At 72.6% G+C, this 24768-nt stretch carries 24 protein-coding genes; 7 read left to right on the forward strand and 17 right to left on the reverse strand.

Annotated elements, in window-relative coordinates:
* Positions 1-77 precede the first annotated feature (77 nt).
* From ACFZBU_RS06020 to ACFZBU_RS06030, 3 genes are all read right to left on the reverse strand, one after another.
* Positions 78-911, reverse strand: a complete 834-nt coding sequence (locus ACFZBU_RS06020; RefSeq protein WP_391582261.1) for an SWIM zinc finger family protein — start codon at positions 909-911, stop codon at positions 78-80.
* Positions 908-3568: a DEAD/DEAH box helicase gene (locus ACFZBU_RS06025; protein WP_391582262.1), complete on the reverse strand. Its 2661-nt coding sequence runs from the start codon at positions 3566-3568 to the stop codon at positions 908-910. Before ACFZBU_RS06025 ends, ACFZBU_RS06020 begins: the two co-directional genes overlap by 4 nt.
* A gap of 134 nt (positions 3569-3702) precedes the next feature.
* Positions 3703-4500, reverse strand: coding sequence for a TetR/AcrR family transcriptional regulator (locus ACFZBU_RS06030; protein WP_391582263.1), 798 nt, complete (start codon positions 4498-4500; stop codon positions 3703-3705).
* Between the two features lie 219 nt (positions 4501-4719).
* Between ACFZBU_RS06030 and ACFZBU_RS06035 the strand changes: the two genes are divergently transcribed.
* A complete protein-coding gene (locus ACFZBU_RS06035; protein WP_391582264.1) occupies positions 4720-5739 on the forward strand; it encodes an ATP-binding cassette domain-containing protein in 1020 nt (339 codons plus the stop codon).
* Positions 5736-6530 (forward strand): ABC transporter permease, encoded by a 795-nt coding sequence (locus tag ACFZBU_RS06040; protein ID WP_391582265.1) that lies wholly within the window; start codon positions 5736-5738, stop codon positions 6528-6530. Before ACFZBU_RS06035 ends, ACFZBU_RS06040 begins: the two co-directional genes overlap by 4 nt.
* Before the next feature lie 67 nt (positions 6531-6597).
* On the opposite strand, the gene ACFZBU_RS06045 is transcribed toward ACFZBU_RS06040, so the two are convergent.
* Together ACFZBU_RS06045 and ACFZBU_RS06050 are read right to left on the reverse strand one after the other, a co-directional pair.
* On the reverse strand, positions 6598-8499 hold the full coding sequence (locus tag ACFZBU_RS06045) for a hypothetical protein (RefSeq protein WP_391582266.1): 1902 nt from the start codon (positions 8497-8499) through the stop codon (positions 6598-6600).
* A gap of 200 nt (positions 8500-8699) precedes the next feature.
* Complete coding sequence (locus ACFZBU_RS06050) at positions 8700-10982, reverse strand: excinuclease ABC subunit UvrA (RefSeq protein WP_391582267.1); 2283 nt, start codon at positions 10980-10982, stop codon at positions 8700-8702.
* A 130-nt stretch (positions 10983-11112) separates the two neighbouring features.
* On the opposite strand from ACFZBU_RS06050, the gene tsaD reads away from it, so the two are divergent.
* A complete protein-coding gene (gene tsaD / locus ACFZBU_RS06055) occupies positions 11113-12186 on the forward strand; it encodes a tRNA (adenosine(37)-N6)-threonylcarbamoyltransferase complex transferase subunit TsaD (protein WP_391582268.1) in 1074 nt (357 codons plus the stop codon).
* A 145-nt stretch (positions 12187-12331) separates the two neighbouring features.
* On the opposite strand, the gene ACFZBU_RS06060 is transcribed toward tsaD, so the two are convergent.
* Positions 12332-12541, reverse strand: a complete 210-nt coding sequence (locus tag ACFZBU_RS06060; protein ID WP_391582269.1) for a hypothetical protein — start codon at positions 12539-12541, stop codon at positions 12332-12334.
* A 75-nt stretch (positions 12542-12616) separates the two neighbouring features.
* Here ACFZBU_RS06060 and ACFZBU_RS06065 point away from each other — a divergent pair, with 75 nt between their 5' ends.
* A complete protein-coding gene (locus tag ACFZBU_RS06065; protein ID WP_391582270.1) occupies positions 12617-13306 on the forward strand; it encodes a helix-turn-helix domain-containing protein in 690 nt (229 codons plus the stop codon).
* A gap of 17 nt (positions 13307-13323) precedes the next feature.
* On the opposite strand, the gene ACFZBU_RS06070 is transcribed toward ACFZBU_RS06065, so the two are convergent.
* On the reverse strand, positions 13324-13737 hold the full coding sequence (locus ACFZBU_RS06070) for a VOC family protein (protein ID WP_391582271.1): 414 nt from the start codon (positions 13735-13737) through the stop codon (positions 13324-13326).
* 142 nt (positions 13738-13879) lie between these two features.
* Positions 13880-15121, reverse strand: coding sequence for an MFS transporter (locus ACFZBU_RS06075; RefSeq protein ID WP_391582272.1), 1242 nt, complete (start codon positions 15119-15121; stop codon positions 13880-13882).
* A 158-nt stretch (positions 15122-15279) separates the two neighbouring features.
* Between ACFZBU_RS06075 and ACFZBU_RS06080 the strand changes: the two genes are divergently transcribed.
* The 3 genes from ACFZBU_RS06080 to ACFZBU_RS06090 all read left to right on the forward strand — a co-directional run bounded on the left by ACFZBU_RS06080 (position 15280) and on the right by ACFZBU_RS06090 (position 17321).
* Positions 15280-16176, forward strand: coding sequence for a LysR family transcriptional regulator (locus tag ACFZBU_RS06080; RefSeq protein WP_391582273.1), 897 nt, complete (start codon positions 15280-15282; stop codon positions 16174-16176).
* A gap of 188 nt (positions 16177-16364) precedes the next feature.
* Positions 16365-16997 (forward strand): YigZ family protein, encoded by a 633-nt coding sequence (locus ACFZBU_RS06085; protein ID WP_391582274.1) that lies wholly within the window; start codon positions 16365-16367, stop codon positions 16995-16997.
* 108 nt (positions 16998-17105) lie between these two features.
* Positions 17106-17321 carry a hypothetical protein gene (locus tag ACFZBU_RS06090; protein WP_391582275.1) on the forward strand — a complete coding sequence of 72 codons (216 nt, stop codon included), beginning with the start codon at positions 17106-17108 and terminating at the stop codon, positions 17319-17321.
* Positions 17322-17420: 99 nt separating this feature from the next.
* Here the strand turns inward: ACFZBU_RS06090 and ACFZBU_RS06095 are convergent, their stop codons facing one another.
* The 9 genes from ACFZBU_RS06095 to ACFZBU_RS06135 all read right to left on the reverse strand — a co-directional run bounded on the left by ACFZBU_RS06095 (position 17421) and on the right by ACFZBU_RS06135 (position 24732).
* Positions 17421-18014, reverse strand: a complete 594-nt coding sequence (locus ACFZBU_RS06095; protein ID WP_391582276.1) for a DUF1349 domain-containing protein — start codon at positions 18012-18014, stop codon at positions 17421-17423.
* A gap of 107 nt (positions 18015-18121) precedes the next feature.
* On the reverse strand, positions 18122-18916 hold the full coding sequence (locus tag ACFZBU_RS06100; protein WP_391582277.1) for an SDR family NAD(P)-dependent oxidoreductase: 795 nt from the start codon (positions 18914-18916) through the stop codon (positions 18122-18124).
* Positions 18917-19142: 226 nt separating this feature from the next.
* Positions 19143-19907: a nucleotidyltransferase domain-containing protein gene (locus tag ACFZBU_RS06105; protein ID WP_391582278.1), complete on the reverse strand. Its 765-nt coding sequence runs from the start codon at positions 19905-19907 to the stop codon at positions 19143-19145.
* A 183-nt stretch (positions 19908-20090) separates the two neighbouring features.
* Positions 20091-20708, reverse strand: a complete 618-nt coding sequence (locus ACFZBU_RS06110) for an HD family hydrolase (RefSeq protein ID WP_391582279.1) — start codon at positions 20706-20708, stop codon at positions 20091-20093.
* 253 nt (positions 20709-20961) lie between these two features.
* Positions 20962-21747, reverse strand: a complete 786-nt coding sequence (locus tag ACFZBU_RS06115) for a TetR family transcriptional regulator (RefSeq protein ID WP_391582280.1) — start codon at positions 21745-21747, stop codon at positions 20962-20964.
* Positions 21748-21758: 11 nt separating this feature from the next.
* Positions 21759-22280: a DCC1-like thiol-disulfide oxidoreductase family protein gene (locus ACFZBU_RS06120; RefSeq protein ID WP_391582281.1), complete on the reverse strand. Its 522-nt coding sequence runs from the start codon at positions 22278-22280 to the stop codon at positions 21759-21761.
* A 5-nt stretch (positions 22281-22285) separates the two neighbouring features.
* Positions 22286-22747 (reverse strand): hypothetical protein, encoded by a 462-nt coding sequence (locus tag ACFZBU_RS06125; protein ID WP_391582282.1) that lies wholly within the window; start codon positions 22745-22747, stop codon positions 22286-22288.
* A gap of 185 nt (positions 22748-22932) precedes the next feature.
* Positions 22933-24144, reverse strand: a complete 1212-nt coding sequence (locus ACFZBU_RS06130; RefSeq protein ID WP_391582283.1) for an FAD-dependent monooxygenase — start codon at positions 24142-24144, stop codon at positions 22933-22935.
* A gap of 135 nt (positions 24145-24279) precedes the next feature.
* Positions 24280-24732, reverse strand: a complete 453-nt coding sequence (locus ACFZBU_RS06135) for a hypothetical protein (protein ID WP_391582284.1) — start codon at positions 24730-24732, stop codon at positions 24280-24282.
* Positions 24733-24768: the final 36 nt, after the last annotated feature.

The raw sequence follows: 24768 nt of genomic DNA on the forward strand, positions 1-24768 counted from the left end.
ACGAGCCGCCGGCCCCGCTCATCGGATTTTCCGACCGAGGCCGCGGCATGCCGGCGGCACGAGGCCCGGCCCGTTCCTCATCCGCCGCTCGGGCTTCCTGCCGGACTCCTGGGGTGGGTCTCGTCGAGCAGCTCGCGGGCGCGCCGCGCGGCTTCGGCGACGAGCGACTCCAGCGCGCCCGCCGGGATCCCGGGCGGAGGTGTGATCGCCATCGCCGGGACGGTGTCCGGCACCGGAGGCGGGTCGGCGGGCAACGGATCGGCCGCCCGGTATGCCTCCCGGGCGGCGACCCCGCCCCCGGCTCCGGGCGCGCCGGCCGGCGACCCGGGGGCCCGGCTGCTCGGGTCCCGCTCGCGCAGGCCGTCCAGGACCTTGCCTTCGTCCCGCCCGCGGACCAGCAACAACACGAACGGGTCCGCGTCCAGCAGCCAGGCCGCCTGGTAGCACAGCGCGGCGGCATGCCGGCAGGGCAACTCCCAGTCGGGGCAGTCGCAGTCCGGGTCCAGGTCGCCGATGCCCGGCAGCAGGCCGACGTCCGCGTCCTCGGCCGCCGTCACCAGCTCCTGCGGCATGTCCCGGTCCAGCAGTGCGGCCAGGTGTCCGGACTTGACGGCCACCTGGTCCAGGAACCGATCCCACTGCGCATCGGTGAGCCGCTCGATGCGTACCACCGTCTCGTACTGCGACCCGTCCGCGTCGTACACGGATGCCGCGATCCGACCCGGGCCCACGGTGATCGGGCCGACCCGACCGGAGCCGGCGTACGCGCGGCCCTTGCGCAGCGGTTCGCCGGAGAGCGCGGAGTCCTCCAGGGCATCGGTCCAGGCGCGCCCCCACCAGGTCCGTCCCCTGGCGCCGCGTGTGGCGCGCGGGGCGAACGCGGGGAAGGCGCGGGCCGGTTCCGCGGTCATCGGGTGCTCCTCAGCTCGACCAGATTCGCCAGTTCGGTGTCGGAGAGTTCGGTCAGCGCGGCCTCGCCGCCGGTGAGCACCGAGTCGGCCAGCGCGCGCTTGTCGCGCAACATCGCGGCGATCCGGTCCTCGATGGTGCCCTCGGCGATGAACCGGTGCACCTGGACCGGCCGGGTCTGGCCGATCCGGTACGCACGGTCGGTGGCCTGCTCCTCCACGGCCGGGTTCCACCAGCGGTCGTAGTGCACGACGTGGTCGGCACGGGTGAGGTTGAGCCCGGTGCCGGCCGCCTTGAGCGAGAGCAGGAACACCGGTACCGCGCCGTCCTGGAATCGCGCGACCAGCGCGTCGCGGCGGGCCGGCGCGGTGCCGCCGTGCAGGAGTTGGTTGCCGATGCCGCGGGCGTCGAGATGCCTGGCCAGCAGCCGGGCCATCGTGACGTACTGGGTGAAGACCAGGACCGAGCCGTCCTCGGCGAGGATCGTGTCGAGCAACTCGTCGAGCAGTTCGAGCTTGCCGGAGCGACCGTCGAGGCGGGGCTCGCTCTCCTTGAGGTATTGCGCCGGATGGTTGCAGATCTGCTTGAGCCCGGTGAGCAGGCCGACGATCTGCCCGCGCCGGGCCATGCCCTTGCTGTCCCGCAGTTCGGCCATCGCCTCGCGCACCGCCGCCTCGTACAGGCCGGCCTGCTCGCGGGTGAGCGACACGGGCTGGTCGGTCTCGGTCTTGGCAGGCAGCTCCGGCGCGATGCCCGGGTCGGACTTGCGTCGGCGCAGCAGGAACGGCGCGATCAGCCGGCCCAGCCGCTCCGCCGTGGGCCCGTCCCGGTCGGCCTCGACCGGCTTGACCCAGCGGCGGCGGAACGCGGCGAGGCCGCCGAGCAGGCCGGGGGTGGTCCAGTCGAGGATCGCCCACAGCTCGGACAGCCGGTTCTCCACCGGGGTGCCGGTGAGCGCGATCCTGGCCTGCGCGGGAATCGTGCGCAGCGCCTTGGCGGTGCCCGAGGTGTGGTTCTTGACGTGCTGCGCCTCGTCCGCGACCACCAGGCCCCACGGCACCTCGGCCAGCCGGGCCCGGTCCAGGCGCATCGTGCCGTAGGTGGTGAGCACGAAGCCGTGGGCGAGGTCGTCGAGGGTGCGCGCACCGCCGTGGAAGCGGCGCACCGGTGTGCCCGGTGCGAAGCGCTCGATCTCCCGCTCCCAGTTGCCCAGCAGCGACGCCGGGCACACCACCAGGGTCGGCGCCGGGTCGGCGCCGTCCGGCGAGGCGGCCCGGCGGTGCAGGTGCAGCGCGATCAGGGTGACGGTCTTGCCCAGGCCCATGTCGTCGGCCAGGCACCCGCCCAGGCCCAGCGAGGTCATCCGGTCCAGCCAGCGCAGGCCGCGCAGTTGGTAGTCGCGCAGGGTCGCGGCGAGCGCGTCCGGCGCGGCGATCGGCTCGGCACCGCCGTCCGCATCCGCGAGCCGCTCGCGCAGGTCGTCCAGCCAGGCCGAGGTGCCCACCTCGATCCGCTTGCCGGCCACCTCGATGCCGCCGGTCAGGGCCGCCGTGAGCGCCTCGATCGGGGTGAGCGGCTTGATCGAGCGGTTGCGGGCCTTGGCGATCAGGGCCGGGTCGACCAGTACCCACCGGTCGCGCAGCCGCACCACGGGCCGGTGCGATTCGGCCAGCGCGTGCATTTCGGCGGCGGTCAACGGGTGGTCGCCCAGGGCGAGTTGCCAGTCGAAGCCGAGCGGGGTGTCGCCGCCGAGGAAGGCGCGCAGGTCGCCGGGCTCGCGGTCGTGCACGCCGACCACGGCCTTGGCGGTGAGATCGCGCACCAGGTCGCGCGGCCAGTGCACCTCGACCCCGGCCGCGGCCAGACGCGCGGTGGCGGCGCCGAGCAGCGCACCGAGATCGTCGTCGCCGACCACCACCCGGTCCGGCACGCCGGCGTTCAGCAGCGGCTCCAGCGCGGGCCACACCCGGGCGGCCCGGCGCAGCGCGAGCAGCACGTCCAGTCGGGCCCGTTCGCCGAATCGCGGGTCGGTGCCGGTCCACAGGGTGTCCGCGTCGATCACCGCGGTCGGGTCGGCGAGCGAGTGCACCTGGACGGTCGCCCGGAACGGCGCGTGCTCGACGTCGTGGGTCTCCAGCCGCAGCGAGATCCGTACGCCGGTGTCGATCCCGGCGGCGACCCGGTCCGACCACGAGCGCAACTCGGGCAGCCGGTGCGCGTCGGTGCCGGCGAACGCGGTGCCGGCGCCGGCGCGCGGGGCGGGACCGGTGGGCGGCGCGGCGGCGGTGCGCGGCATGGTGTCGGCGACCGCGTCCAGGAAGGCCCGGATCAGCGGCGCGGCCTCCGGGAGCAGTGCGCCGCTCGGGGTGGGTATCGCCCGTGCCTCGCCCGGCATCGCGTCGGCGAGCGCGCGCACCCGCTCCACGTCGGCGGCGTCCAGCGGCCCGGCCCGCCACGCGTCGTGGTCGCCGGGGGAGAGCCCGGGCAACATCCGGCCGCGGGCCACCAGTTGCAGGGCGAGTACGGTGGCCGCGCCCCAGAACGCGGCAGCCGGGTGGGCGTCGGCGGACCGGCGGGCCCGGGAGAGCAGCCGGACCGCGTCGGCGACCGGCACCAGGACGGCGGGATGGGTGTGCTCGCTGCCGTCGGCGTCGAGCACGGTGACGGTGTCGGTGCCGGTCGGGTGCGGCCAGAAGGCGACGGTGCCGGCGCGGGGCGGGTCGGCCGGCGCGAAGGTGGCGGCGTGCCGGATCAGGTCGGTCGGAACGTGCGTGCTGCGGGTACCGATGTTCGCTACTCCTGCGGTGCGGGGGATTCCGTCGTGGCGACCGGTTCTGCCGGGCGCCGCGAGCGGATCAGGGTCTCGATGCCGTCCAGGACCAGGCGCAGGCCGAACTCGAAGCCCGCGTCGGGGGCCTCCTCGTAGGTGCCGGCGGCCCAGACCCGGGTGAGGGTGGGGAAGCGGGCGGGTTGGATGAGTCGCTCCAGGTACGGCGTGCTCTCCGCCCACCAGTCCTCGTAGCCCTCGCCGCTGCTCACCGCGTCCTGGTTGACGTCGACGGCGAGTTGGGTGATGCCTCGGACGTAGGCGTCGACGAGCCCGACGATGTGCGCCATCTCCGCCTCGGTCAGCCCGAGGTCGGCGATGGTGCGCAGCGCCGACTCGGCCCGGGCGGTGATCCGCGGGCCCATCAACAGCAGGCCGGGGCCCCACAGTTGCACCACCCACGGATGCCGCTGGGCGAGCGCGTGGTCGGCGCGCGCGTGCCGCTCCAGCGCCGTGCGCCAGCCGAGCCCGGACGTGTCGGGCAGTTCGTTCTCGCCCAGCACGGTGTCGAACATGACGTGCAGCAGTTCGGCCTTGCCCGGCACGTAGGTGTACAGCGACATGGTGCCGACCCCGAGCCGCTCGGCGACCGCGCGCATGGACAGCGCGGCGAGCCCGTCGGCATCGGCGATCTCGATCGCCGCGTGCACGATGCGGTCCACGGTCAGCCCCTGCTTGGGGCCGCGGGTGGGTGCCTCGCCGGTGCGCCACAACAAGGCGAGGGTACGCGCGGGATCCGCGCGCCTGCTCTTCTCTCGTGCCACGTGCGTACCCTCTCCGAGAACTCCGTATCGCGTACGGTACGACATCCGAAGTTGATCGACAAGGCCGCCGAGGCGATGGGGGAACACGCTTGCCGAGAGACTCCGTATCACGTACGGTACGGCGTACGGATCAACTCCGTACGTCGTACAGAGTCGGCGTGCGAGCGGATTTTGCGCGGTTCCATCGGGCCGCGAACAGCGATACGCAAAGGGGTGTACATGCCACTGGCGATCTCCGCCGAAGGCGTGACCAAGGTGCACGGCGCCACACGGGCGCTGGACGGTTTCGATCTGGAGGTCCCGGCCGGGACGGTGCACGGATTGCTCGGGCCCAACGGCGCGGGCAAGACCACGGCGGTGCGGATCCTGACCACACTGCTGGGTCCGGACGGCGGGCGGGCCGAGGTGGCCGGGTTCGACGTGGTGCGCGACGCGGCGCGGGTGCGCACGCGGATCGGGCTGCTCGGCCAGTACGCCGCACTTGACGAGGTGCTCGGCGGGCGGCAGAACCTGGAGATGTTCGGCCGGCTGTACCACCTGGGTGCCCGCGCGGCCCGGGCCCGGGCGGGCGAGCTGCTGGAGCGGTTCGCGCTGACCGACGTCGCCGAACGGGCGGTGACCACCTACTCGGGCGGGATGCGGCGCCGGCTGGACCTGGCCGCGTCGCTGATCCAGGCACCCGAGGTGTTGTTCCTGGACGAGCCGACCACCGGCCTCGACCCGCGTGGCCGTACCGAGGTGTGGGACGCGGTGCGCGCGCTGGTGGCGGGCGGTACGACCGTGCTGCTGACCACGCAGTACCTGGAGGAGGCGGACCGGCTCGCGGACACGATCTCGGTGGTCGACCACGGCCGGGTGATCGCCCGGGGCACACCCGCCGAGCTCAAGTCCCGACTCGGCGGCGACCGGATCGACGTGGTGGTCCGCGAACCGCTCGACCTGACCGCCGCGGCCGCGATCCTGGCCCGGATCGGCAACGGCAACCCGGAGGTCCGCCACGACGAGCGCCGCGTCGGCATCCCGATCACCGACCGGGTGGGCGCGCTCACCGCGACGGTGCGCGCGCTGCACGACGCCGGGATCGAGGCGGAGGACATCGTGCTGCGCCGACCCACCCTCGACGAGGTCTTCCTGACCATCACCGGCGTACGCCGGGACGAGGAACCGGTCGACGACGCGGGCGGATCGCGCCGTACCGGCCGAGCCGGCACGGGCGACGCGAGCGAGGTGGCGGCATGAGTACCGCGCTGCGCCGAGCCCTGCCGGACACCTGGACACTGACCCGCCGCACCTTCGCGCACTGGGCCAGGCAGCCCGCGCCGGTGCTGGTCGGGCTGCTGTTCCCGGTGTTGATGGTGCTGATGTTCGGCTACCTGTTCGGCGGCGGGATGGACGTGCCGGGCAGCGGCGACTATCGCGAGTTCCTGATGCCGGGCATGTTCGCGATGACCATGGTCTTCGGGATCGAATCCACCTTCACGGCGGTCGCCGGCGACGCGGCGCGCGGGGTCACCGACCGCTTCCGGTCGATGCCGATGTCGCACTCGGCCGTGGTCGGCGGCCGGGTGCTCGCCGACATGCTGCACGCCGCCGTCGGGCTGTTCGTACTGATCTGCTGCGGGCTCGCGGTGGGCTGGCGATGGCACGAGGGGCCGGCGCGGGCGGCGCTCGCCGTTGCGATGTTGCTGGCGCTGCGGCTGGCGGTGTTGTGGATGGGCATCTACCTGGCGCTGCGTGCCAAGGGGCCCGAGTCGGTCGCGGTCCTGCAGATCCTGGTCTGGCCGCTGGGATTCCTGTCCAACGTATTCGTCTCGCCCGACACGATGCCGGGCCTGCTCGGCACGATCGCCGAGTGGAACCCGCTGTCCGCGAGCGCGGGCGCCGGCCGCGAATTGTTCGGGAACCCCGGCTGGGCCGGCGGCTCGTGGGTCGCCGACCACACGATCGTGATGTCCTTCGTCTGGCCGCTCGTGCTGATCGCGATCTTCGCGCCGCTGTCGGTCCGGCGCTATCGCGGACTCGGTCGCTGACCGCCCCTCGTGGTCCGGCCGCTCGCGAACCCGCGAGCGGCCGGACCACGCGGGCCCGGGCGCGGGATCAGCCGGGCCCCTCCCCGCGTTCGACCAACTCCCAGGCGTGCGCGAACATTTCCGGCAGGGTCAGCCGCCAGACCTGCTCCTCCCAGACCTGGTCGCCGATACGCCGCACCCCCAGCAGATTCGCCTTCCACACCTCGATCGGCCACAGCGGCTTGCGTGCCTTGGCCCAGTCGCCCGGCAGGAAGACCCCACGGCCGGCGCGGGGCCGCTTGTCCGCGACCACCACGCCGGCCGCCACCAGCGCCGCCGCGGCCTTCCGGTGCCGAGCGGCGTTCCAGCCGTTCCACAGCCGGACCCGTCGATCGCTCGGGCGCTCGATCGCGAGCAGTTGCAGGTACAGCGCGGCCGCATCGGCGTCCACCCCGAGCGCCTTCTCGACCCGCGCGACGGTCTCCGGCGCGCTGAGCGCCGGATCGGCCTCGTATCCGCCGGCCGGCAGCGTGTCGCCGGCCACCCGTTCCACGACCCGCGCGCACCAGTCCCCGCGCAGCATGTCGACGGCGTCACGCACGGGTGCGCCACCGGAGGCGACCCGCCGCAGCAGCGCGGAACGCTCGTCGTCGCCGTACCGGGCCGGCCGGAAGTACGTGCGCACGAAGGGGTTGGGGCAGCCTTCGCTCGGCTCGGCGATGGTGGCGATGCTCAGACCGTCGTCGAAGCTCGCGGCCTTCAGCGGTATCGGACCGACATAGGGGCGGTCGCCGAACAACTCGCGCAACTGATCGGCCGACTCGTGGTAGCGCGCGGTGTACCCGGCGTCCAACAGCAGACCCGGATGATCGAGCCGAGCGCGCAGCGCGGCCACCGTGGCGGGCAGCCCGGCGCGTACCGGATCCCCGGCGGGCAGTTCGGCGTAGACGATCGGCAGGGCGTCGGTGAGTGCCTTCAGGAACTCCTGGAACCAGCGCACACCCTGTTCCTCGCTGGTGCAGTACGTCCCCCCGAGCCCCTCCGCCAGCCACGGATCGTGATCCCGGCCGGTCAGGGGATGTGTCTCGGGGGCCATGAAGGCCGCACAGACGTGCGCGGCGGGGGTGTGCACGGTGAGTCCGGTGTGTTCGGCGAGCACGGCGAGGGTCGCTTCCGGTACCTGCCGCGCGCGTCCGAACCGGGTCTGCCACGCGGCGGCGATCCGGGCCGCGAGCGCACCCGGGCCGGCCGGCTCCCACAACTCGGCCGGGTCCTCGGGCAGGACGCGAGCGAACAACTCCAGCCGGTCGAGCTCGGTCAACCGGCGCAACTCGTCGTAACCGGCGTCCGCTTCGGCCGTACTCAGCCCGAACACCGCGCGCTGCTCGGGATCCAGCGGCGGCAGCGTGCGAATCCCGCCCGCGTCCCCGATCACCAACAGCGTCGCCGCAGCCCGGGAGACCCCCGTCTGCGCCCCCAGCAGTCGCACCGCCGCCGGATCCCAGGCCATCGGCCCGCGCTCGCGCACCAGCGCGACCAGCCGGCGCAATTGATCCGCGTCGCCCCAGCCGCGGGCGGCCTCGACCCAGTCGGCCGGCGCACCGAACTCGGGCGGATCGGCGTCCCCGGTACGCACCTGGACGACGTTGCAACGTCCCTCACTCGGCCAGGTGATCGCGACGGTGGCGCCACGCTCGTCCCGCACCGCCCGGGCATCGGCTCGGGCGACCCCGGTACGCAACCGGGCCGCGGGGTCGGCCATCGGCGTGGCCGCCCAACTCTCCAGGAACGCCAACAGCGCCTCGCGGTGCTCGACCCTGGTCCCCGGCGCCGCCGCGCGCAGCGCGACCGCCGCCATCCGGCCGATCAGCGGCGGCCAGGACCCGTCGCCGACGATCCCCGGCCCGTCCTCCCCGGCCGGCGGATCCCACGTGCCGGCGAGGTAGCCACCGACCCGTTCCAGGGAGGCCAACGCATTCCAATTCCACATCCCCAGACCGGTGACCAGACCCGACATAGCCGGGGAGAGCCACTGATCCCAGGGACCAACCGTCGTAGGTGCCATGCCACATCCCTACCGCGCGCCGCCGACGCGCCCCACCCCGCCCCCGCCGCGCCCCGCGGCCGGCACCGGGTTCGCCGGGTGCTCCGAGCCGACCGCGGGGCGGGAACAGCGGGCGCGGGCACGGGTCAGCTCGCCCGGGCCCGTTCCGCCGAGGCCAACGCGGCCCGCAGGAATTCGGCGGTTGCCGAGTCCTTTGCCTCGACCAGTTCGGCCGGCGTGCCCTCGAAGACGACCAGGCCGCCGTGCTTGCCGCCGCCCGGGCCCAGGTCGAGCACATGGTCGGCACGCTTGACCACGTCCAGGTTGTGCTCCACCACCACGACCGTGTTGCCCGCGTCCACGAGCCGGTCCAGCAGCCGGATCAGGGTTTCCACGTCGGACATGTGCAGGCCCGTGGTCGGCTCGTCCAGGACGTACAGGCTGCCCGTCTTGTGCAGTTCGCTCGCGAGCTTGAGCCGCTGCAACTCGCCGCCGGAGAGCGAGCTCAGCGGTTGTCCCAGGGTCAGGTAGCCGAGGCCGACCGAGACCAGCGACCGCACCCGGGTACGCAGCGCCTGCTCGGTCAGGTAGTCCACCGCCTCCTCGGCGGTCAGCGCCAGCACGTCCACGATCGACTTGCCGCGCAGCCGGTACGCCAGGACCTCGTCTCGGAACCGCCGTCCCCCGCACGCCTCGCAGCGGGTGGTGACCGGGTCCATGAAGGCCATGTCGGTCCGGATGACCCCACGCCCCTGACACTCCGGGCAGCCGCCCGACGAGTTGAACGTGAACAGCCCCGGATCCACGCCGTTGGCCTTCGCGAACAGCCTGCGCAGCGGATCGGCCACGCCGACGTAACTCGCCGGCGTCGAGCGTGCGGAGATGCCCACGCCTGACTGGTCGACCACCACCGCATCCGGGTGCGCCGCGACCAGTACGTCCGAGATCAGCGTGCTCTTGCCCGAGCCCGCGACCCCGGTGACCACGGTGAGCACGCCGGTGGGGATGTCCACGTTCAGGTTCCGCAGGTTGTGCAGGTTCGCGCCGCGAATCTCCAGCGCGCCGGTGGGCCGGCGAAAGCTCGGCTTGAGCGCGGTGAGCCGGCGCAGCGCCTGCCCGGTCGGCGAGTTCGACCGGCACAGTTCGGCGAAACCGCCCTCGAACGTGACGGTGCCGCCGTGGATGCCCGCCCCGGGCCCGACGTCCACGATGTGGTCGGCGATCGCGATCACGTCCGGGTCGTGCTCGACCACGAGCACGGTGTTGCCCTTGTCCCGCAGCCGGGTGAGCAGGTCGTTGAGCCGGACCACGTCGCGCGGGTGCAGGCCCACGCTCGGCTCGTCGAAGATGTAGGTCATCCCGGTCAGGCTCGATCCGAGGTAGCGCACCATCTTCAGCCGCTGCCCCTCGCCGCCGGACACCGTCGAGGTGGGCCGATCCAGGTGCAGGTAGCCGAGCCCGATCGCGATGATCCGTTCCAGCGCGACCGCCGCGGGCCGGGCCACCCGGCGGGCCACCGGGTCGGCCAACCCGGTGAGCACCTCGACCAGATCGCCGATCTCCATCGCCGCGTAGTCCGACAACGAGCGCCCCTCGATCAACGATGACCGCGCCGCCTCGTTCAGCCGGGCCCCCGCGCAGTCCGGGCACTCGCCTTCGGTGACGAACCGGGCGATCGTCTCGCGGCTCTTCTCGGCCAGTGCGGAGGTGTCCCGGTTGAGGTAGAGCCGGTTGAACCGGTCGACGAGTCCCTCGTAGTCGATGCGGTGCCGGCCGTTGCTGTTGACGATCTCCACCTTGGCGCCGGTGCCGCGCAGGAACAGCCGCCACTGCTCGTCGGTGAACTCGCGCACCGGGACGTCGGTGGGGTAGAGGCCGTGGTTCGCGTACAGCTGCCACTGCCAACCGCCGACGGCGAACCCCGGGTGCCGGATCGCGCCGTCGCGGATGCTCCGGGTCGGGTCGATCAACGCGTCCAGGTTCAGCCGCACCGTGCGCCCGAGGCCCTCGCAGGTCGGACACATGCCGTTGGGATCGTTGAACGAGTAGTGATTGGAGGGTCCCGCCGACGGTGTGCCGTGCCGGGAGAACAACACGCGCAGCAGCGGGTGGATGTCGGTCATCGTGCCCACCGTCGACCGCGAGTTGCCGCCCACCGGGCGCTGGTCGACGATGATCGCCGTCGACAGGTGCTCGATCGAGTCCGCCTCCGGCCGTTCGTGCTTGGGCAGTCGGTTGCGGATGAACGCCGTGAACGTCTCGGCGAGTTGCCGCTGCGACTCGACCGCGATGGTGTCGAACACGATGGACGACTTGCCCGAACCGGAGACGCCGGTGAACACGACGATCCGGTTCTTGGGGATGCGCAGCGACACACCCTTGAGGTTGTGCTCCCGGGCGCCGGTGATCACGATGCTGTCGTAGTTCATGTCGGCAACGTACGAAAGGGTCCCTGACACATGCTGTCAAGGATTCGCGGCGATTCGGTACCGACGACGAATTGCCGAGACTGTTGCACGACATGTGCAAGTGCGTTCCATGGGCAACTAAGCTCGTGTCATGAGCGCCTCACCCATCGTCCTCGGCATCGAATCGTCCTGCGACGAGACCGGCGCCGGCCTGGTCCGGGACGGCCGGCTGCTCGGCCACGCGGTGGCCACCAGCATGGCCGAACACGCCCGATTCGGCGGCGTGGTGCCGGAGATCGCAGCCCGCGCGCACGTGCACGCGATCACCCCCGTGGTGCGCGCCGCGCTGGACTCGGCCGGGCTGCGCCGCCGCGACGTCGGCGCGGTCGCGGTGACCACCGGACCCGGCCTGGCCACCGCCCTCCAAGTCGGCGTGGCCGCCGCCAAGGCATTCGCGCTCGCGCTGGACGTGCCCCTGTACGGAGTGCACCATCTGGCCGGACACGTCGCGGCCGACACCCTCGAACACGGCCCGCTGCCCGACCCCTGCGTGGTGCTGATCGTCTCGGGCGGCCACACCTCACTGCTGCTCGTGCGCGACCTCGCCCGCGATCCGATCCTGCACCTGGGCGACACCTTGGACGACGCGGCGGGGGAGTGCTTCGACAAGGTGGCCCGGGTGTTCGGCCTGCCCTATCCGGGCGGGCCGGCGATCGACCGGGCCGCGCGCGACGGCGACCCGCACGCCGTGGCCTTCCCGCGCGGACTCACCGGCCCGCGCGACGACCCGTACGCGTTCTCCTTCTCCGGCCTCAAGTCCGCCGCCGCCCGGTGGGCCGAGCGCTCGCGCGCCGGCGGCGGCGCGTTGCCGGTCGCGGACGGCGCCGCCGCGCTCCAGGAGGCGGTGGCCGACGTCCTGACCCGCAAGGCGGTCGCCGCGTGCACCGCACACGACGTGCGGACGCTGGTCGTGGTCGGCGGCGTCGCGGCCAATTCCCGGGTGCGCTCGCTCGCGGCCGAGCGCTGCGCCGCCGCGGGCATCACCCTGCGGGTGCCGCCGCCACGCCTGTGCACGGACAACGGCGCGATGATCGCCGCCGTCGGCGACCTGCTGATCCGTGCCGGCGTCGCGCCGGCTCCGCTTCACGTGTCCATCGATCCGTCCGCGCCCCTGGAGTACGCGCGCCTGCACCCCACGGCGACACCGACGCGCGCCGCCGGATGACCGCGCGGATCCGCACCTCGACCCCGGTGGCACCGGCACTGCGCTGCCACCGGCGGTCGGGCCGACGACGGGTCGGCGCGGTCGCGTCGCCGGACACCGCGGCGTTGCCGCACCGGCGGCATCCGGCACGCGAGGCGCCGGCGGCTCAGGGGGCGTAGCGCAGCAGCCAGTCGTTGTTCGGGTCGCGGCCGAACTCGGGATCGTTGGGCGGATCGGCCGGGAGTTCCTCGACCTGGTCGGCCGTCGCGACCCGCTCGGGCAGCTTGCCCCAGCGGGCGGCCCGAGCGGCCTGCTCCACGCCCTCGCCGGGGGACTCCGGTGCCGGCTGCTGCTCACGCTGCGCTTCGTTGTCCATGAGCCCCTACCCTGTCCGAGTCGTGCACGTTGACACCCCAACGGTACCGCCCCCCGCCACCGGGATACTGGGACCGTGTACGTCGAACGTCGTTCCCACCTGGCGCCGCTGATCGTCTGGACCCGCACGGTCGAGACCGCCGGATCGGCACGCGTGTTGCCCGACGGTTGCATGGACCTGATCTGGTCCGGTGCCGAGCTGATCGTGGCCGGCCCCGACACCCTCGCGCATTCGGTCCAGAACACGCCGGGCGCGCGCTATGCGGCGGTGCGCTGCGCGCCCGGGATCGGGCCCGCGCTGTTCGGGCTCCCGGCCGACACGCTGCGCGATCGACGGGTCCCACTGGCCGACGTGTGGGGCGAGCGCACTGTGCGGATGCTGACCGAACGCATCGCCGGCGCCGCCGATCCGGCCGCCCTCCTCGAACGCCTGGCCGCCGAGCGGCTGCGCGACCGGGACGCCGAGGCGGCCCGGTTCGCCGGCGCGGTGGTCGGCGAACTGCGGGCCGGCGCCGACGTCGCGGCCGTCGCCGCCGGGGTCAACCTGAGCGAGCGGCAACTGCACCGCCGCTCGCTCACCGCGTTCGGCTACGGGCCCAAGACGCTGGGCCGGGTGCTGCGACTGGACCGCGCGCTGGATCTGGCGCGCGGCGGGGTTCCGGCCGCCCGGGTCGCCGCCGTTGCCGGCTACGCGGACCAGGCCCACTTCGCCCGGGACGTCAAGGCCCTGGCCGGAGTCCCGCTGCGCACCCTGCTGTCGGGCTGAATTTCGGCGGTCAACCGCTACGAGGCCGGGTCCGGCAGCGGCGCGAGCAGGTCGACGCCGTTTCCGTCCGGGTCGTGCAGGACCGCGTACCGCTGTCCCCAGAACGCGTCCCACGGTGCCAGGTGCCCGGTGTGCCCGGCCGCGACCAGCTCGCCGTACACCTTGTCCACGTCGGCCGGGTCGGCGAACGCGAAGGCCAGCGAGGCCCGGTGGCCGCCGGTCGGGGCGGTCCACCCGGGGTCGAACGAGCGCACCGTCTCGACCGAGTCCAGAACCAGCAGCGGGCCTTCGGGCAACGTCACCTCGACATGCGGGAGCGCGTCGTGCTCGGCGGGGATGTCCAGGCCGAGCGCCCGGTAGAACGCGAGCGACGCGGCCATGTCGGTGACCACGAGCCCGATGAAGTGGAAACGAAACGCACGAGAAGTCATGCCTTCACGCTAGCCGGCGGCACCGGTCGTGATCTTGAACGAATCGGACGTGTTTCCCCGTGCGCCGACATGTCGGCGCACGCGTGCCAGGCGGCGAGTGGGCGCACGCGTCCGACGCGCCCACTCGCCGTCTCGGGCGTGCTCACCCGCGGTCCCGCCGCGCCGCCGTCAGGGCGAGCAGTGCGGTCGTCGCGGCCAGGACACCGCCGAACCACAACACCGAGGCGGTGGCCACGGCATCCACCGCGACGCCGCCCAGCAGCGAGCCGAGCGCGATGGCGATCTGGAACCCGGTGACGAACACCGCCGACGCCGCCTCGGGCGCATCCGGAGCCGAGCGCAGCAACCACGCCTGCAAGCCCACCGGCACCGCGCCGTAGGCCAGTCCCCACACGAGCATCGCCGTAGCGGTACCCGGCGTCCAGGCCCCGCACAGGGCGAGCACCGCGACGGCGACGGCCAGCAGCCCGGCCGCGACCGCGAGCGTGCCGTGCGGAGCACGCCCGATGTACCCGCCGGCCACGAAGTTGCCCACCACACCTGCCACGCCGTAGCCGAGCAGCAGCCCGCCGATCGGCCCCGGACCCAGGTCGCCGACCTCCTCCAGGATCGGCCGGATGTAGGTGTAGGCGCCGAAGTGCCCGGCGACCACCAGGACCAGTGCGACCGCGCCGGTGAGCACGGTGCGCCGACGCAGCAGCGCGGTGACTTCGCGCGGTCCCACGGCCCGTTCGGCGGGCAGCGGCGGCACCAGCACCAGCAGGGCAAGCAGGACGGCCGCGCCGAGCCCGCCCGGCACCGCGAACGCCACGCGCCACCCGGCCCATTCGCCGATCACCGTGCCGACCGGCACCCCGATCACCGAGGCCACCGATACCCCGCCGAAGATCACCGCGGCGGCCCGGCCGACCGATCGGGCGGGCACCAGGCGCGCCGGCAGGCTCGCGCCGATCGCCCAGAAACCGCCGATGCCGATGCCCACGAGCACGCGGGCGAACAACAGGGTGGCGAAGTTCGGTGCCAGCGCGCTGATCGTGTTGGCGGCGATCAGCACGAGCATCATCGCGGCCAACACGACCCGCCGGTCCACCCGACCGGCGGCGACGAGCACGATCGGCGCGGCGAGACCGGCCACCACCGCGGCCAGGGACATGGCCAGGCCGGTGGTGCCGTCGGACACGTGCAGTCCGTGCGAGATGGGGGTGAGCAGGCCGACCGGGAGCATCTCGGTGCAGACCACCGCGAAGGTGCCGACGGCGATGGCCGTGACGGCGAGCCAGGACCGGACGCCGGCGGTCTCGGGAGCGGGCCCGGAGCCGCCGGCGGGTCCGGGAACGGGCGGGGACGGAGCGGTCGAGGCGGGGTCGACGACTGGGTTGGACATGACGTTCAGCCTGGCCGGCGCCCCGGACCCGAACAACGGCCGAGATCGCATGCAAGCACAAGCCTCGCTTATGCTCGCAGGTCGAACACCGCCGCACCGCCGAGCGGGCGCCCCGGGTGGGCGGGGTCGAGCGGTGTCCGAGGGGGAGGAGAGCGCGGATGAGCGTGGAGTTCCGCGAGTTGGAGTGCTTCGTCGTGCTGAGCGAGGAGTTGCACTTCACTCGCACCGCCGCGCGGCTCTACACGTCGCAGGCCCGGGTCAGTCAACTGTTGCGGCAACTGGAGGACCGGATCGGCGCCCGGCTGTTCGAGCGCAACAGCCGCCGGGTGCGACTGACGCCGCAGGGAGAGCTGTTCCTGGCCGAGGTGGGCCCCGCGTTCGACGGGATCACCGAAGCGGTCGACCGGGCCCGGGCCCGGGCCCGCGGCATCGAGGGGACCCTGCGCATCGGTTTCGTCGGCACGCCCTACGGCACTCTGCTGGATTTGGTCGGCGACTTTCGGACCGGTCACCCACAGGCGCGCGCCGACCTGGTCGAGACGGCGCTGTCGGATCCGTTCGGTCCGCTCCTGCGCGGCGAGATCGACGCGGCGTTCGTGACCCTGCCGGTGGTCGACCCGGCGTTGCGCACCGGCCCGGTGATCGCCGCCGACCCGCTTGTGCTCGGGGTCTCCACCCGGCATGCGTTCGCGGCCCGCGAGCACGTGGGCGCCGAGGAGTTGGCCGCGTGCACGTTCGTGGACATCGCCGGCCCCGCGCCCGCGCGCTGGCGCGAGCTCCAGTCGCCGACGACGACTCCGGGCGGTCGGCCGATTCCGCACGGACCGAGCGCCGGCACCCTTCAGGAAGTGTTGTCGTTGATCGCCGCCGATCTGGGTGTGCTGCTGTTCTGTGCGCAGTTCGCCGGCTACAACGGGCGACCCGACGTGGCGTTCGTGCCGGTCACCGGCCTGGCCGAGTCGGCGGTCACGCTCACCTGGCGGGCCGGACACGAGACGAATCTGCTGCGTTCGTTCGTCGCCGCGTCGGCCCGGCTGTCGGTGCGAGCCGCCTGAGCCGGCCGCGGCCGGACCGGCCGCGATCGAACATGACGATCCATCGACAAAACGACGTCCTTGCCCGACGTTCGGGTGCGCGCTCTTCGCCGCGTCGACCCGGCCCGGCCCGTGCCCCCGGGCAGCAGTGCCGCCCGAGGGGCCATACCGTGGTGCCGTCAACCGATCTCGTGCCGAAGGACCTGGTCATGCCGCTGCTCACGATCAAGTCTGAAGGTGAGGTCGAGATCGAGGTGCGGCGCTCGCGCTTCCTGTGCGCCGTCGCGCGAGTGACCGACGACGCCGAGGCGCAGGCATTCCTGGCCCGACGTCGGGCGCTGCATCCCTCCGCGCGGCACAACTGCTCGGCGTGGATCGCGGGCGGACAGGAGAAGGGCTACGACGACGGCGAACCGTCCGGCACGGCGGGTGCGCCGATGCTCCAGGTGCTCCGGCGCCGCGAACTCACCGAGACGGTCGCGGTGGTGACCCGCTACTTCGGCGGCATCATGCTCGGCGCCGGCGGCCTGATCAGGGCGTACGGCTCTGCGGTGACCGAGGCGGTGGACACCGTCGGAGTGGTCGAACTGCGGCCGATGCTGGTGTTGACCGTGGACGTCGACCACGCCCACGCCGGCCGGCTGGAGAACGACCTGCGCGGGCTCGGCCACGAGGTGCGCGACATCCGCTACGGCGTCGAGGTGGCGATCGACGTGTGCGTGCCGGAACCGGAACGGGAGCGCTTCACGGCCCGGCTGACCGACCTGACCGGCGGCCGAGCGAGCGCCCGCGAGACCGGGCGCACATTCGTCGAGGTGGACGCCTCCCGAAACACTTCTTGACGCACTTCTCGCGCCGAAGCGCCCCCATGCAGGTTGAAACGCGCCGCAAGTCGGAACACCAAGAGGTACATGGGTGCTCGCACGGGGGCCGCGGGAAATGAGGAAGTGATGACGGCTGGATACGACGAGAAGTCGGCGACCGACCAGGCGGAGGTCGCCAGGGTCGTTCGGGAACGGGTGATTCGCGCCCGTGCCGTGTTGTCCGAGGCAAGTGCCGCGCACGATACGAACGCGCTGTCACCTGCGCTGGACGAGCTGGAGGATGCGCTGCACGCCGCCCGCGAATACGGCGTGACGCTCCCACCATCGGCGGGAGGCGCCTGACCTCGGTGCCACGCCTGGCCTCGGTGGTACCGCTCGGGTTCGGTGCCACCGCCCGACCTCGGTGACGCAGCGGCCCCCCGCGGTGACGAAGCGGTCGGTTCAGGGACTCTCGTGCAGTCCCGCGTCGGCGGGTCCGAGGACGAAGCGGGTGAACCGTACGCGCAGATCCGCGCGTTCCGGCGAGCAACAGAACGGGCCGGCGAAAGCCTGTGCGTCCGGGGCGAGCGGTGCGAGGCGGATCGTGCGCCAGTCGTCGTCGTCCGCACGCGCCCGAATGGTCAGCGCGTCCCCGGCGCGGCTGACCCGGACGGTGACCGACCGGCCCGACCACTCGGGGACCGGCGCGAGCGACCAGTCGGACATCCCGCGCGTGACCACGGCGCCCACGTGCAACGCGCCGTCGGTCACCTCGACCCCGGCCTTGACCCAGGTCAGCCCGTCCACGCGCACGAAGATGCCGGCCTGGTCGTAGAGCGTGTCGAAGTCGCCGTCGAAGGTCACCTCCACCGAGGTGTCCGGCGGCAACTCGGTGAGCAGCGCGCTCCCGGTGTCCCGGGTGAAGCCGTACGAGGTCTGTCGCCAGAAGTCGGCGCCGGCATGCGGAGTCACCACGAGTGCGGTGCCCACCCGCTCGGCCGCACTCGGCGGGTTGAGCCAGCGCGCGTCGTCCCAGTCCACATCCTTGGCATCCATACGCCGAGCGTAATGCGGCCCGCCGAGACGATTTCGGCAGGCTCGGAGAGCGATCGGGCCCGGATCGCTCCTCGCCGCCGGGATCGTCTCGGCCGGCAACCGGCGGGTCAGATCGCCTTGTGCATGCCGCCGTCGACGATGTAGTCCACGCCCATGATGTTCGCGGCGCGTTCCGAGGCCAGGAACAGCACCACGTCGGCGACCTCCTGCGGCTCGGAGACGCGGCCGGTGAGCACACCCATCGCCTGCGGCAACACCTCGTCCATGAACACCTGCGCGGTGGTTCCGGCGGACGCGGCCATCATGTCCGCGAACTGCCCCGGGTCGGTCCACAGCGGGGTACGCACCGGACCGGGCGAGACGGTGTTCACCCGCACGCCCTGCGGGCCGAACTCCTCGGCCAGCGACTTCGAGTACGAGCTCAGCGCGGCCTTCGCGGCCGAGTAGTGCACGAGCGACGCGGCCGGAAGGTGACTGTTCAGCGAGCTGATGGTGATCACCGTGCCGCCGCTGCGGGCGAGGATGGCCGGCATCGCGGCCTTGGTCGCACGCACCGCGCTGAACAGGTTGATCTCGAAGATCCGCTGCCACTCGGTGTCCTCGACCTCGATGATCGAGGGTGTCGGGGCACCGGTGCCGACGTTGTTGACGAGCACGTCCAGGCCGCCGTGCGCGTCGAGGGCGACCTGGACCAGTTCGGCCGGGCCGTCCGGACGGGTCAGGTCCACGGCCACCGGGAGTACGTCGAACTCCGCACGCAGTGCGATGAGTTCGGGGGTCATGGTGCGGCTGCCGGCGACCACCCGAGCGCCCTCCTCGGCGAAGCCGCGCACGATCGCCAGGCCGATGCCCTTGCTGCCACCGGTGACCACGACGACCTTGTTCTTCAGGTTCAAGTTCATGGCTCAATCATTGCCGCGAGGAAAAGTCGTTGCTGGCGGAAATCCGTCGTTGCGTTCGGCGCGGCTCGGCGGCGCGATCGACGCGGTGGGCGACGGGCCGCCGGACGGGATGGGCAGCTTGCGGCGAGGCGGCCGCTTGCCGTGCCGAGATCGGCGAAGGGGCCTGCCGGGCAACGGAGTTCCCGCGGGCAACGGACGGCCGGGAGGGCCCGGTCGGCGGGTCGGATCAGTCGGGTCGGCTTGCCGACAGGGCCGTGTCGAGGAGGGTGCCGGTCTCGGCGATCGCGGTGGACAGCGTCGACGGGGTCAGGCGGGACACGATCTCGTCGATGCCGCGCAGGCCCGCCCGATCCAGGAGGGTCTTCTCGTTGGTCACCCACTCGCCGCGGCCGGCCGACACCGCGTGCGCGGCCTCGCATGCCGCGCGGCCGATCGCGCCCGCCACGTCGGTGACATGACCGCGGCCGGCGTGCGCCTGATCCGCGTAGCCGAGGGTCAGCCGCGCGTCGTCGCTCCACCGGGCGTGTCCGGCGCGACGCAGCGCCTCCGGGTACGAGGGCCGCGGCAGGTCGCCGAACAGGACCCGGTTGACCGCGAGTTCGGCGACCACGAGGTAGGTCGGCACGCCCGCCAGGTGGAACAGCAGCCGCTCGACCTCGAACCGGCCCTCCCGTGCGTCCGCGAGCCGCCGCTGCACATCCGCGAGTTCGCGATAGTGCAGGTCGACGGCGCGGCCCTGGACGGTCAACCAGGCGCCGCCGTTGAAGACCCCGCCACCCCACGCGCCGAACTCGGAGACCTCGCCCGGCCAGCCGAGGCCACGGACCGCGTCCGGGGTGAACCCGTCCCGGTAGTACACCGAGAAGTCCCAGTCGCTGTCCGGGCGATGGGTGCCCTGGGCGCGTGATCCGCCGAGCGCGACCGCCGCGACGCCGGGCAGCGCGGCCAGACGTTGCGTGACGTGGGTGGTGAAGGATGCGTCACTGGTCATGATCGCAGGCTACAACGCACCCGGAGCGGATCGGCGTGCCCTCCGACGGGTCGACCCGCGGATCGACGCGCCGGGCACCGGGGCCCGACGGGGCGTGTGCGGTCCGGTCCGGGTCGCGGTCCGGGTCTCATTCGGGCCGGGGCGGGTTCGGCCGGGTGCTCATGCGGCCGGGGGCGCATTCGGTCAGGGCCGCAGATAGCCGCGGGCGACCGCCTCGTCGATCAGTTGCAGGGTGTAGGCCCACAACGACGGCGAGCCGTCCGCGATCGTGCTGCCCTGCTTGGCCAGCACCTCGGTGCGGGTGAGGTCGTACTCGCGCCAGGTGCCGCCCTCGGTGTGGAAGTTGAGCAGGCACGGCTGGAACCGGTCGACGGCCTTGGCGAAGCGCGCGTCCGGGGTCTCCCGGGCCTCGAACTCCTCCCACAGCGCCCGCAGTTCCGCGCCCTGTCCGGCGGGCAGCAGGCCGAAGATGCGGTCCGCGCCCTTTTGCTCGCGCTCGACCTGGTCCACCTCGGCGACCGTGTCGTAGTAGAACGTGTCGCCCGCGTCGATCTCGACCAGGTCGTGGATCAGCAACATCCGGATCACCCGCGCGACGTCCACCTCGGTCGCGGCGTGCTCGGCCAGGGTGCCCGCCAGCATGGCCAGGTGCCACGAGTGCTCCGCGGTGTTCTCGCGCCGCGACGCGTCCGCGATCAGGTTGCGCCGGACCACACCCTTGAGCCGGTCTATCTCCAGGACGAAGCCGATCTGCGCGGCCAGGTGCGCATCGGTGGGCGGGAACAACGGAACACCGGACAAAACAACTCCTCGATCGAACGGTCGGTCGGTGTCCGGATCGCCGCGTCGCCCCACCGAGGCGACGACCGGCAGTCGACTGCCGGCGCCCGGTGCGCGGCGCGGTGAAGATCGCGGACGCCCCCACGATATGCAATCCCTCCGGACGGCCCGCCGGAGTACGCGGTGGGCCCGGTGGACCCGCTGCCGATCTGCGGCGGCCAGGTCACGAGCGCGCCACCGGGACGAGCGCCGCTCGGCGCGGATCGAAGACGCTTTAGCGGCGAACCGCGGGCGGTTCGGACGGCCCGCCCGCGTTCCCCGCCGCGGCGTCCTCGGGCACGATGTAGTCGCGGATCAGCCGTTCGGCATCGCGCACCAGCGGACGGAAGACCTTGTAGCGGGACAGCGAGATCACCCGCTCCACCATCGGCGTGGTGCGGGCGACGAACGCGCGCGACTTGGCGCACTCGGGCGAGCGGTCGTAGACCCAGAAGAGCACGATGCCCATCAGATGCAGCCACAACAACTCGGGCAACAATTCGGCGAGTTCGTCGTCGATGCGGAGCGAGGAGCCGCGCAGCACGTCGGCGAACAGGGCGGTGACCTGTTCGCGGATCGGATAGGACTCGGCGGAGAACGGGCTGAGCGGGCTCTCCGGATCCGCGGCGTTGCGGAAGAACTGCACCGCGAACGCGTGGTACGGCTCGGCGACGTCCAACCACGCGGACAGCACCACCTGGAGCCGGTCGCCGAAGTCGCGAACACCGCGCAGGTCCTGCCGGCAGCGGCTGATGTGCTCGTGGGTGACCTGGTCGTAGAAGCCGTGGATGAGGTGCTCTTTGGAACCGAAGTAGTAGTAGGCGTTGCCGACCGAGACGCCGGACTCCTGGGCGATGGCCCGCATGGTCGTCTTGTCGTAGCCACGCTCGCGGAACAGCCGCAGCGCGGTCTCCAGGATCAGAGACCGCGTCTGCTCGCTCTTGCCGGGTCGACCGCCCCGGTCCGGCGGTTCGCCCTTGTCGGTCGGGGTCGATGCGTCGGTGTCTTCCACGTGCTCCACGACAGGCAAGGTTAGTGCTCGATCTCGCACCGGTCGGCACAGGCGACCACCGTCCACGGTTCCCGGTAGGGATCGGCGTACGGATACGGCGGGAGCGGTTCGCTGCGGGTGACCGCCCGGATTCGGGCCGCGGCCAGCACCGCAGCCCGGGCCACCGGCATGCCCATGGGCGTGGCGAGCCGGTGCGACAGGCCCCGGTAGGCACGCAGCGCCCACGCCACGGTGACCCATGCCGCGGCCCCCGACCACACCTCGCCGCCGCCGCCCACGACGGTGAGTTCGCGCAGGGTCGCGGCGTGGTCGAGTTCGGGGAAACGGTTGTGTGCCCGGGGCGAGTCGGCCGGGAGCAGATCGACGGCGACCAGGGTCTGCTGCCGGGCGAGCCAGTCGCACAACGCCGTGCACAGCGGGCAGTCGGCGTCGTAGAGGACGGTGAGTCGGTGGATCGGGGCCGGCGGTTCGAGGTCGGGGGAGCCGTGCCGGGCCGTCCCCTCCGATCGGCCCGGCACGGTGTTCTCGGGTTCGGCGGTCATCGGGATCAGACCCCGGGCGCCGGGCGGGTCGTGCCCTGCGGCGGCACCGGCGGCGCGAAGTCGCGGCCGGAGACCTTGTGCGCGCGGCGCGCCCCGCCGGTGCCGGCGCGGTACGCCTCGTCGTCGAGGCCGCGCTGCCGGATCCGGTTCAGCACGTAGACGTTGAGCAGGTGCAGCACGCCCAGGACCAGCAGCACCGTGCCCAGCTTGACGGACAGCGCCTCGACCGAGTCGCGGGCGTTCTCGACGGTGTCGCCGACCTTGAGGTAGAGCGCGACGAAGCCGAGGTTGACGAGATAGAAGCCGACCACCAGGAGGTGGTTGACGGCGACGGCGAGTTCCTCGCGCCCGTGCAGGACGTCCTGGAGGAAGACCTGCCCGCTGCGGCTGAGGGTGCGGGCCACCCACACGGTGAGTCCGATGCTGATGACCAGATAGATGGCGTAGGTGACGACGGTCATATCCATGCTCCGGCTCCTTTTTGAACGTGTTCAACAGCCGACGAGCGTGACTGTAGACCTGTTTTTGAACACGTTCAAGTCGCTTGCGGTCGGGTGGCCGGAGCATGGTCCGAAAACGGCGAAACCCGTCGATCGACCCGCAAGTGCGGATCGATCGACGGGCGTTGGCGGGAGGCGAGACGGTCGGGGGCCTATTCCGCCACCGGCGCGTCCCAGTCGATGCGGTGGCGCTGGGCGAAGCCGAACATCCGCTCCGGGGTGAGGAACGTACGCGTCATGATCGGCATCAACAGGCCCATCATCGCCTTGGCCGCCGGGCCGGCCGCCTTGTCGTTGTTGGTCTTCGCGGCGTCCGCGGCGATCTTCTCGGTGCGCGGACGACGCAGCCGCTCGTACGCGGCGAACGCCGCCGCCGGGTCGTCGATGTCGCGCAGGCAGCGGGCGAGTTGCACGCCGCTCTCCATCGCCAGCGACGCGCCCTGGCCGGAGCTGGCGGACGGCGCGTGTGCGGAGTCGCCGACCAGGACCAGCCGATCGCGATGCCAGTGCGGCAGCGGCGGCATCAGCTCCATCGGGCCGGCGACCAGGACGCTGTCCGCGCGGGCCTCGCGCAGCACTCGCTCGGCGGGCACGTCGCCCCGGTGCGCCTCGCGCAGCCTGCGCAGCCACTCCTCGGCCGGGATCGCGCGGGCCCGGGCGGTGCTGATCGGCTCGTGCGGCAGGTTGCAGAACAGCGCGATGCTGCCGTCGCTCTGGGTCCAGTAACCGAAGAACGAGCGTTTGCCGAAGGCGAAGTGCATCGTGCTCGGGTGGGCCTCCGGGTCGCCGTCGCCCGCGACGTAGTCGCCGATGCCGAAGCCGAGCAGACCGGTGTACCGCGGTTCGGGCGCGGCGGGATCGATCAGCGTGCGGACGGTGGAGCGGATGCCGTCGGCGCCGATCAGGATGTCGGCGCTCGCGGTGGTGCCGTCGGCGAATTCGGCGGTGACGGCGGCCGGCGTCCGGTGCGCGTCCACCAACCGCTTGCCGTGCTCGATCCGGATGTCCCGGGCGATCGCGTGCTCGTGCAGCACCCGGTGCAGGTCGGCGCGCCGCACGGTGCGGGTCGGCGGCAGGTCGGACAGGCCGGCGGCGGTGCCCAGTCGGCGGCCCCGGCCGTTCTCGAAGACCATGTCCCTGGTCGGTTGGCCGATCTCGCACACCGCCTCCTCGGCGCCGACCACCCGCAGGGCGTCCAGTCCGTTGGGGGCGATGTTGAGCACGCCGGCCGCGGCGTCGGCGCTCGCGGTGTCGCCGTATGCCTCGTACACGGTGGCCTCGATGCCGGCCCTGCGCAGGGCGACGGCGGTGACCGGGCCGGCGATGCCGCCGCCGATGATCATCGCGGTCTTGACGGGGGTCATGTCGTTGCTCCCGAGGTGAGTGGTGGTGCGGAATGGGTCGGGGCGGCGGCTCCCGTGCCCGGGCCGGAATGCGCGTGGGCCGGCGCCGGGTGTTCGGCGTCGACTCGCGCCTGCGGTCACGGCACCGGAGTGGGGTCAGCGGACGCGGGCCGGGTCGGCGACGGTGGGCAGACCGCCGTCGCGGTGGGCGCGCTTGACGTCCTCGACGTAGGCGCGGCTGAACATGGCGGACAACACCGCGACGCCGCCGCGGTGGATGCGCACCTCACCGTGGTCGATGTGGCCGACCAGGCGAATCACCCGACCCTTGCCGGCGGCCGGCCGGGAGGTGTCCTTGACCCGGCCCCGGCCGGTCCAGCGCAGCCCCTCCTGCTCGACGACGGCGTCGTCGGCGACCAGCAGCTTGAGCATCGCGTGGTCCAGATCGACCCGGATCTCGATGTCGCCGGCCTCGATCCCGGGCGAGCGCAGGTCGAGCACGCCGGCGGCGCGGCGCTCGCGGACCTCGAACGAGGTTCGGGTCGTCCAGTTGCCCAGGTGCTTGGTGGTGGTGTGGTCGGCGTGGATGCGAATCGGGGCGGTGGTCATGGCGATTCCCTCTCTCGGACGGTGACGCTTCGGCCG

The sequence above is a fragment of the Embleya sp. NPDC008237 genome, from assembly GCF_042956465.1.
Taxonomy (GTDB): Bacteria; Actinomycetota; Actinomycetes; order Streptomycetales; family Streptomycetaceae; genus Embleya.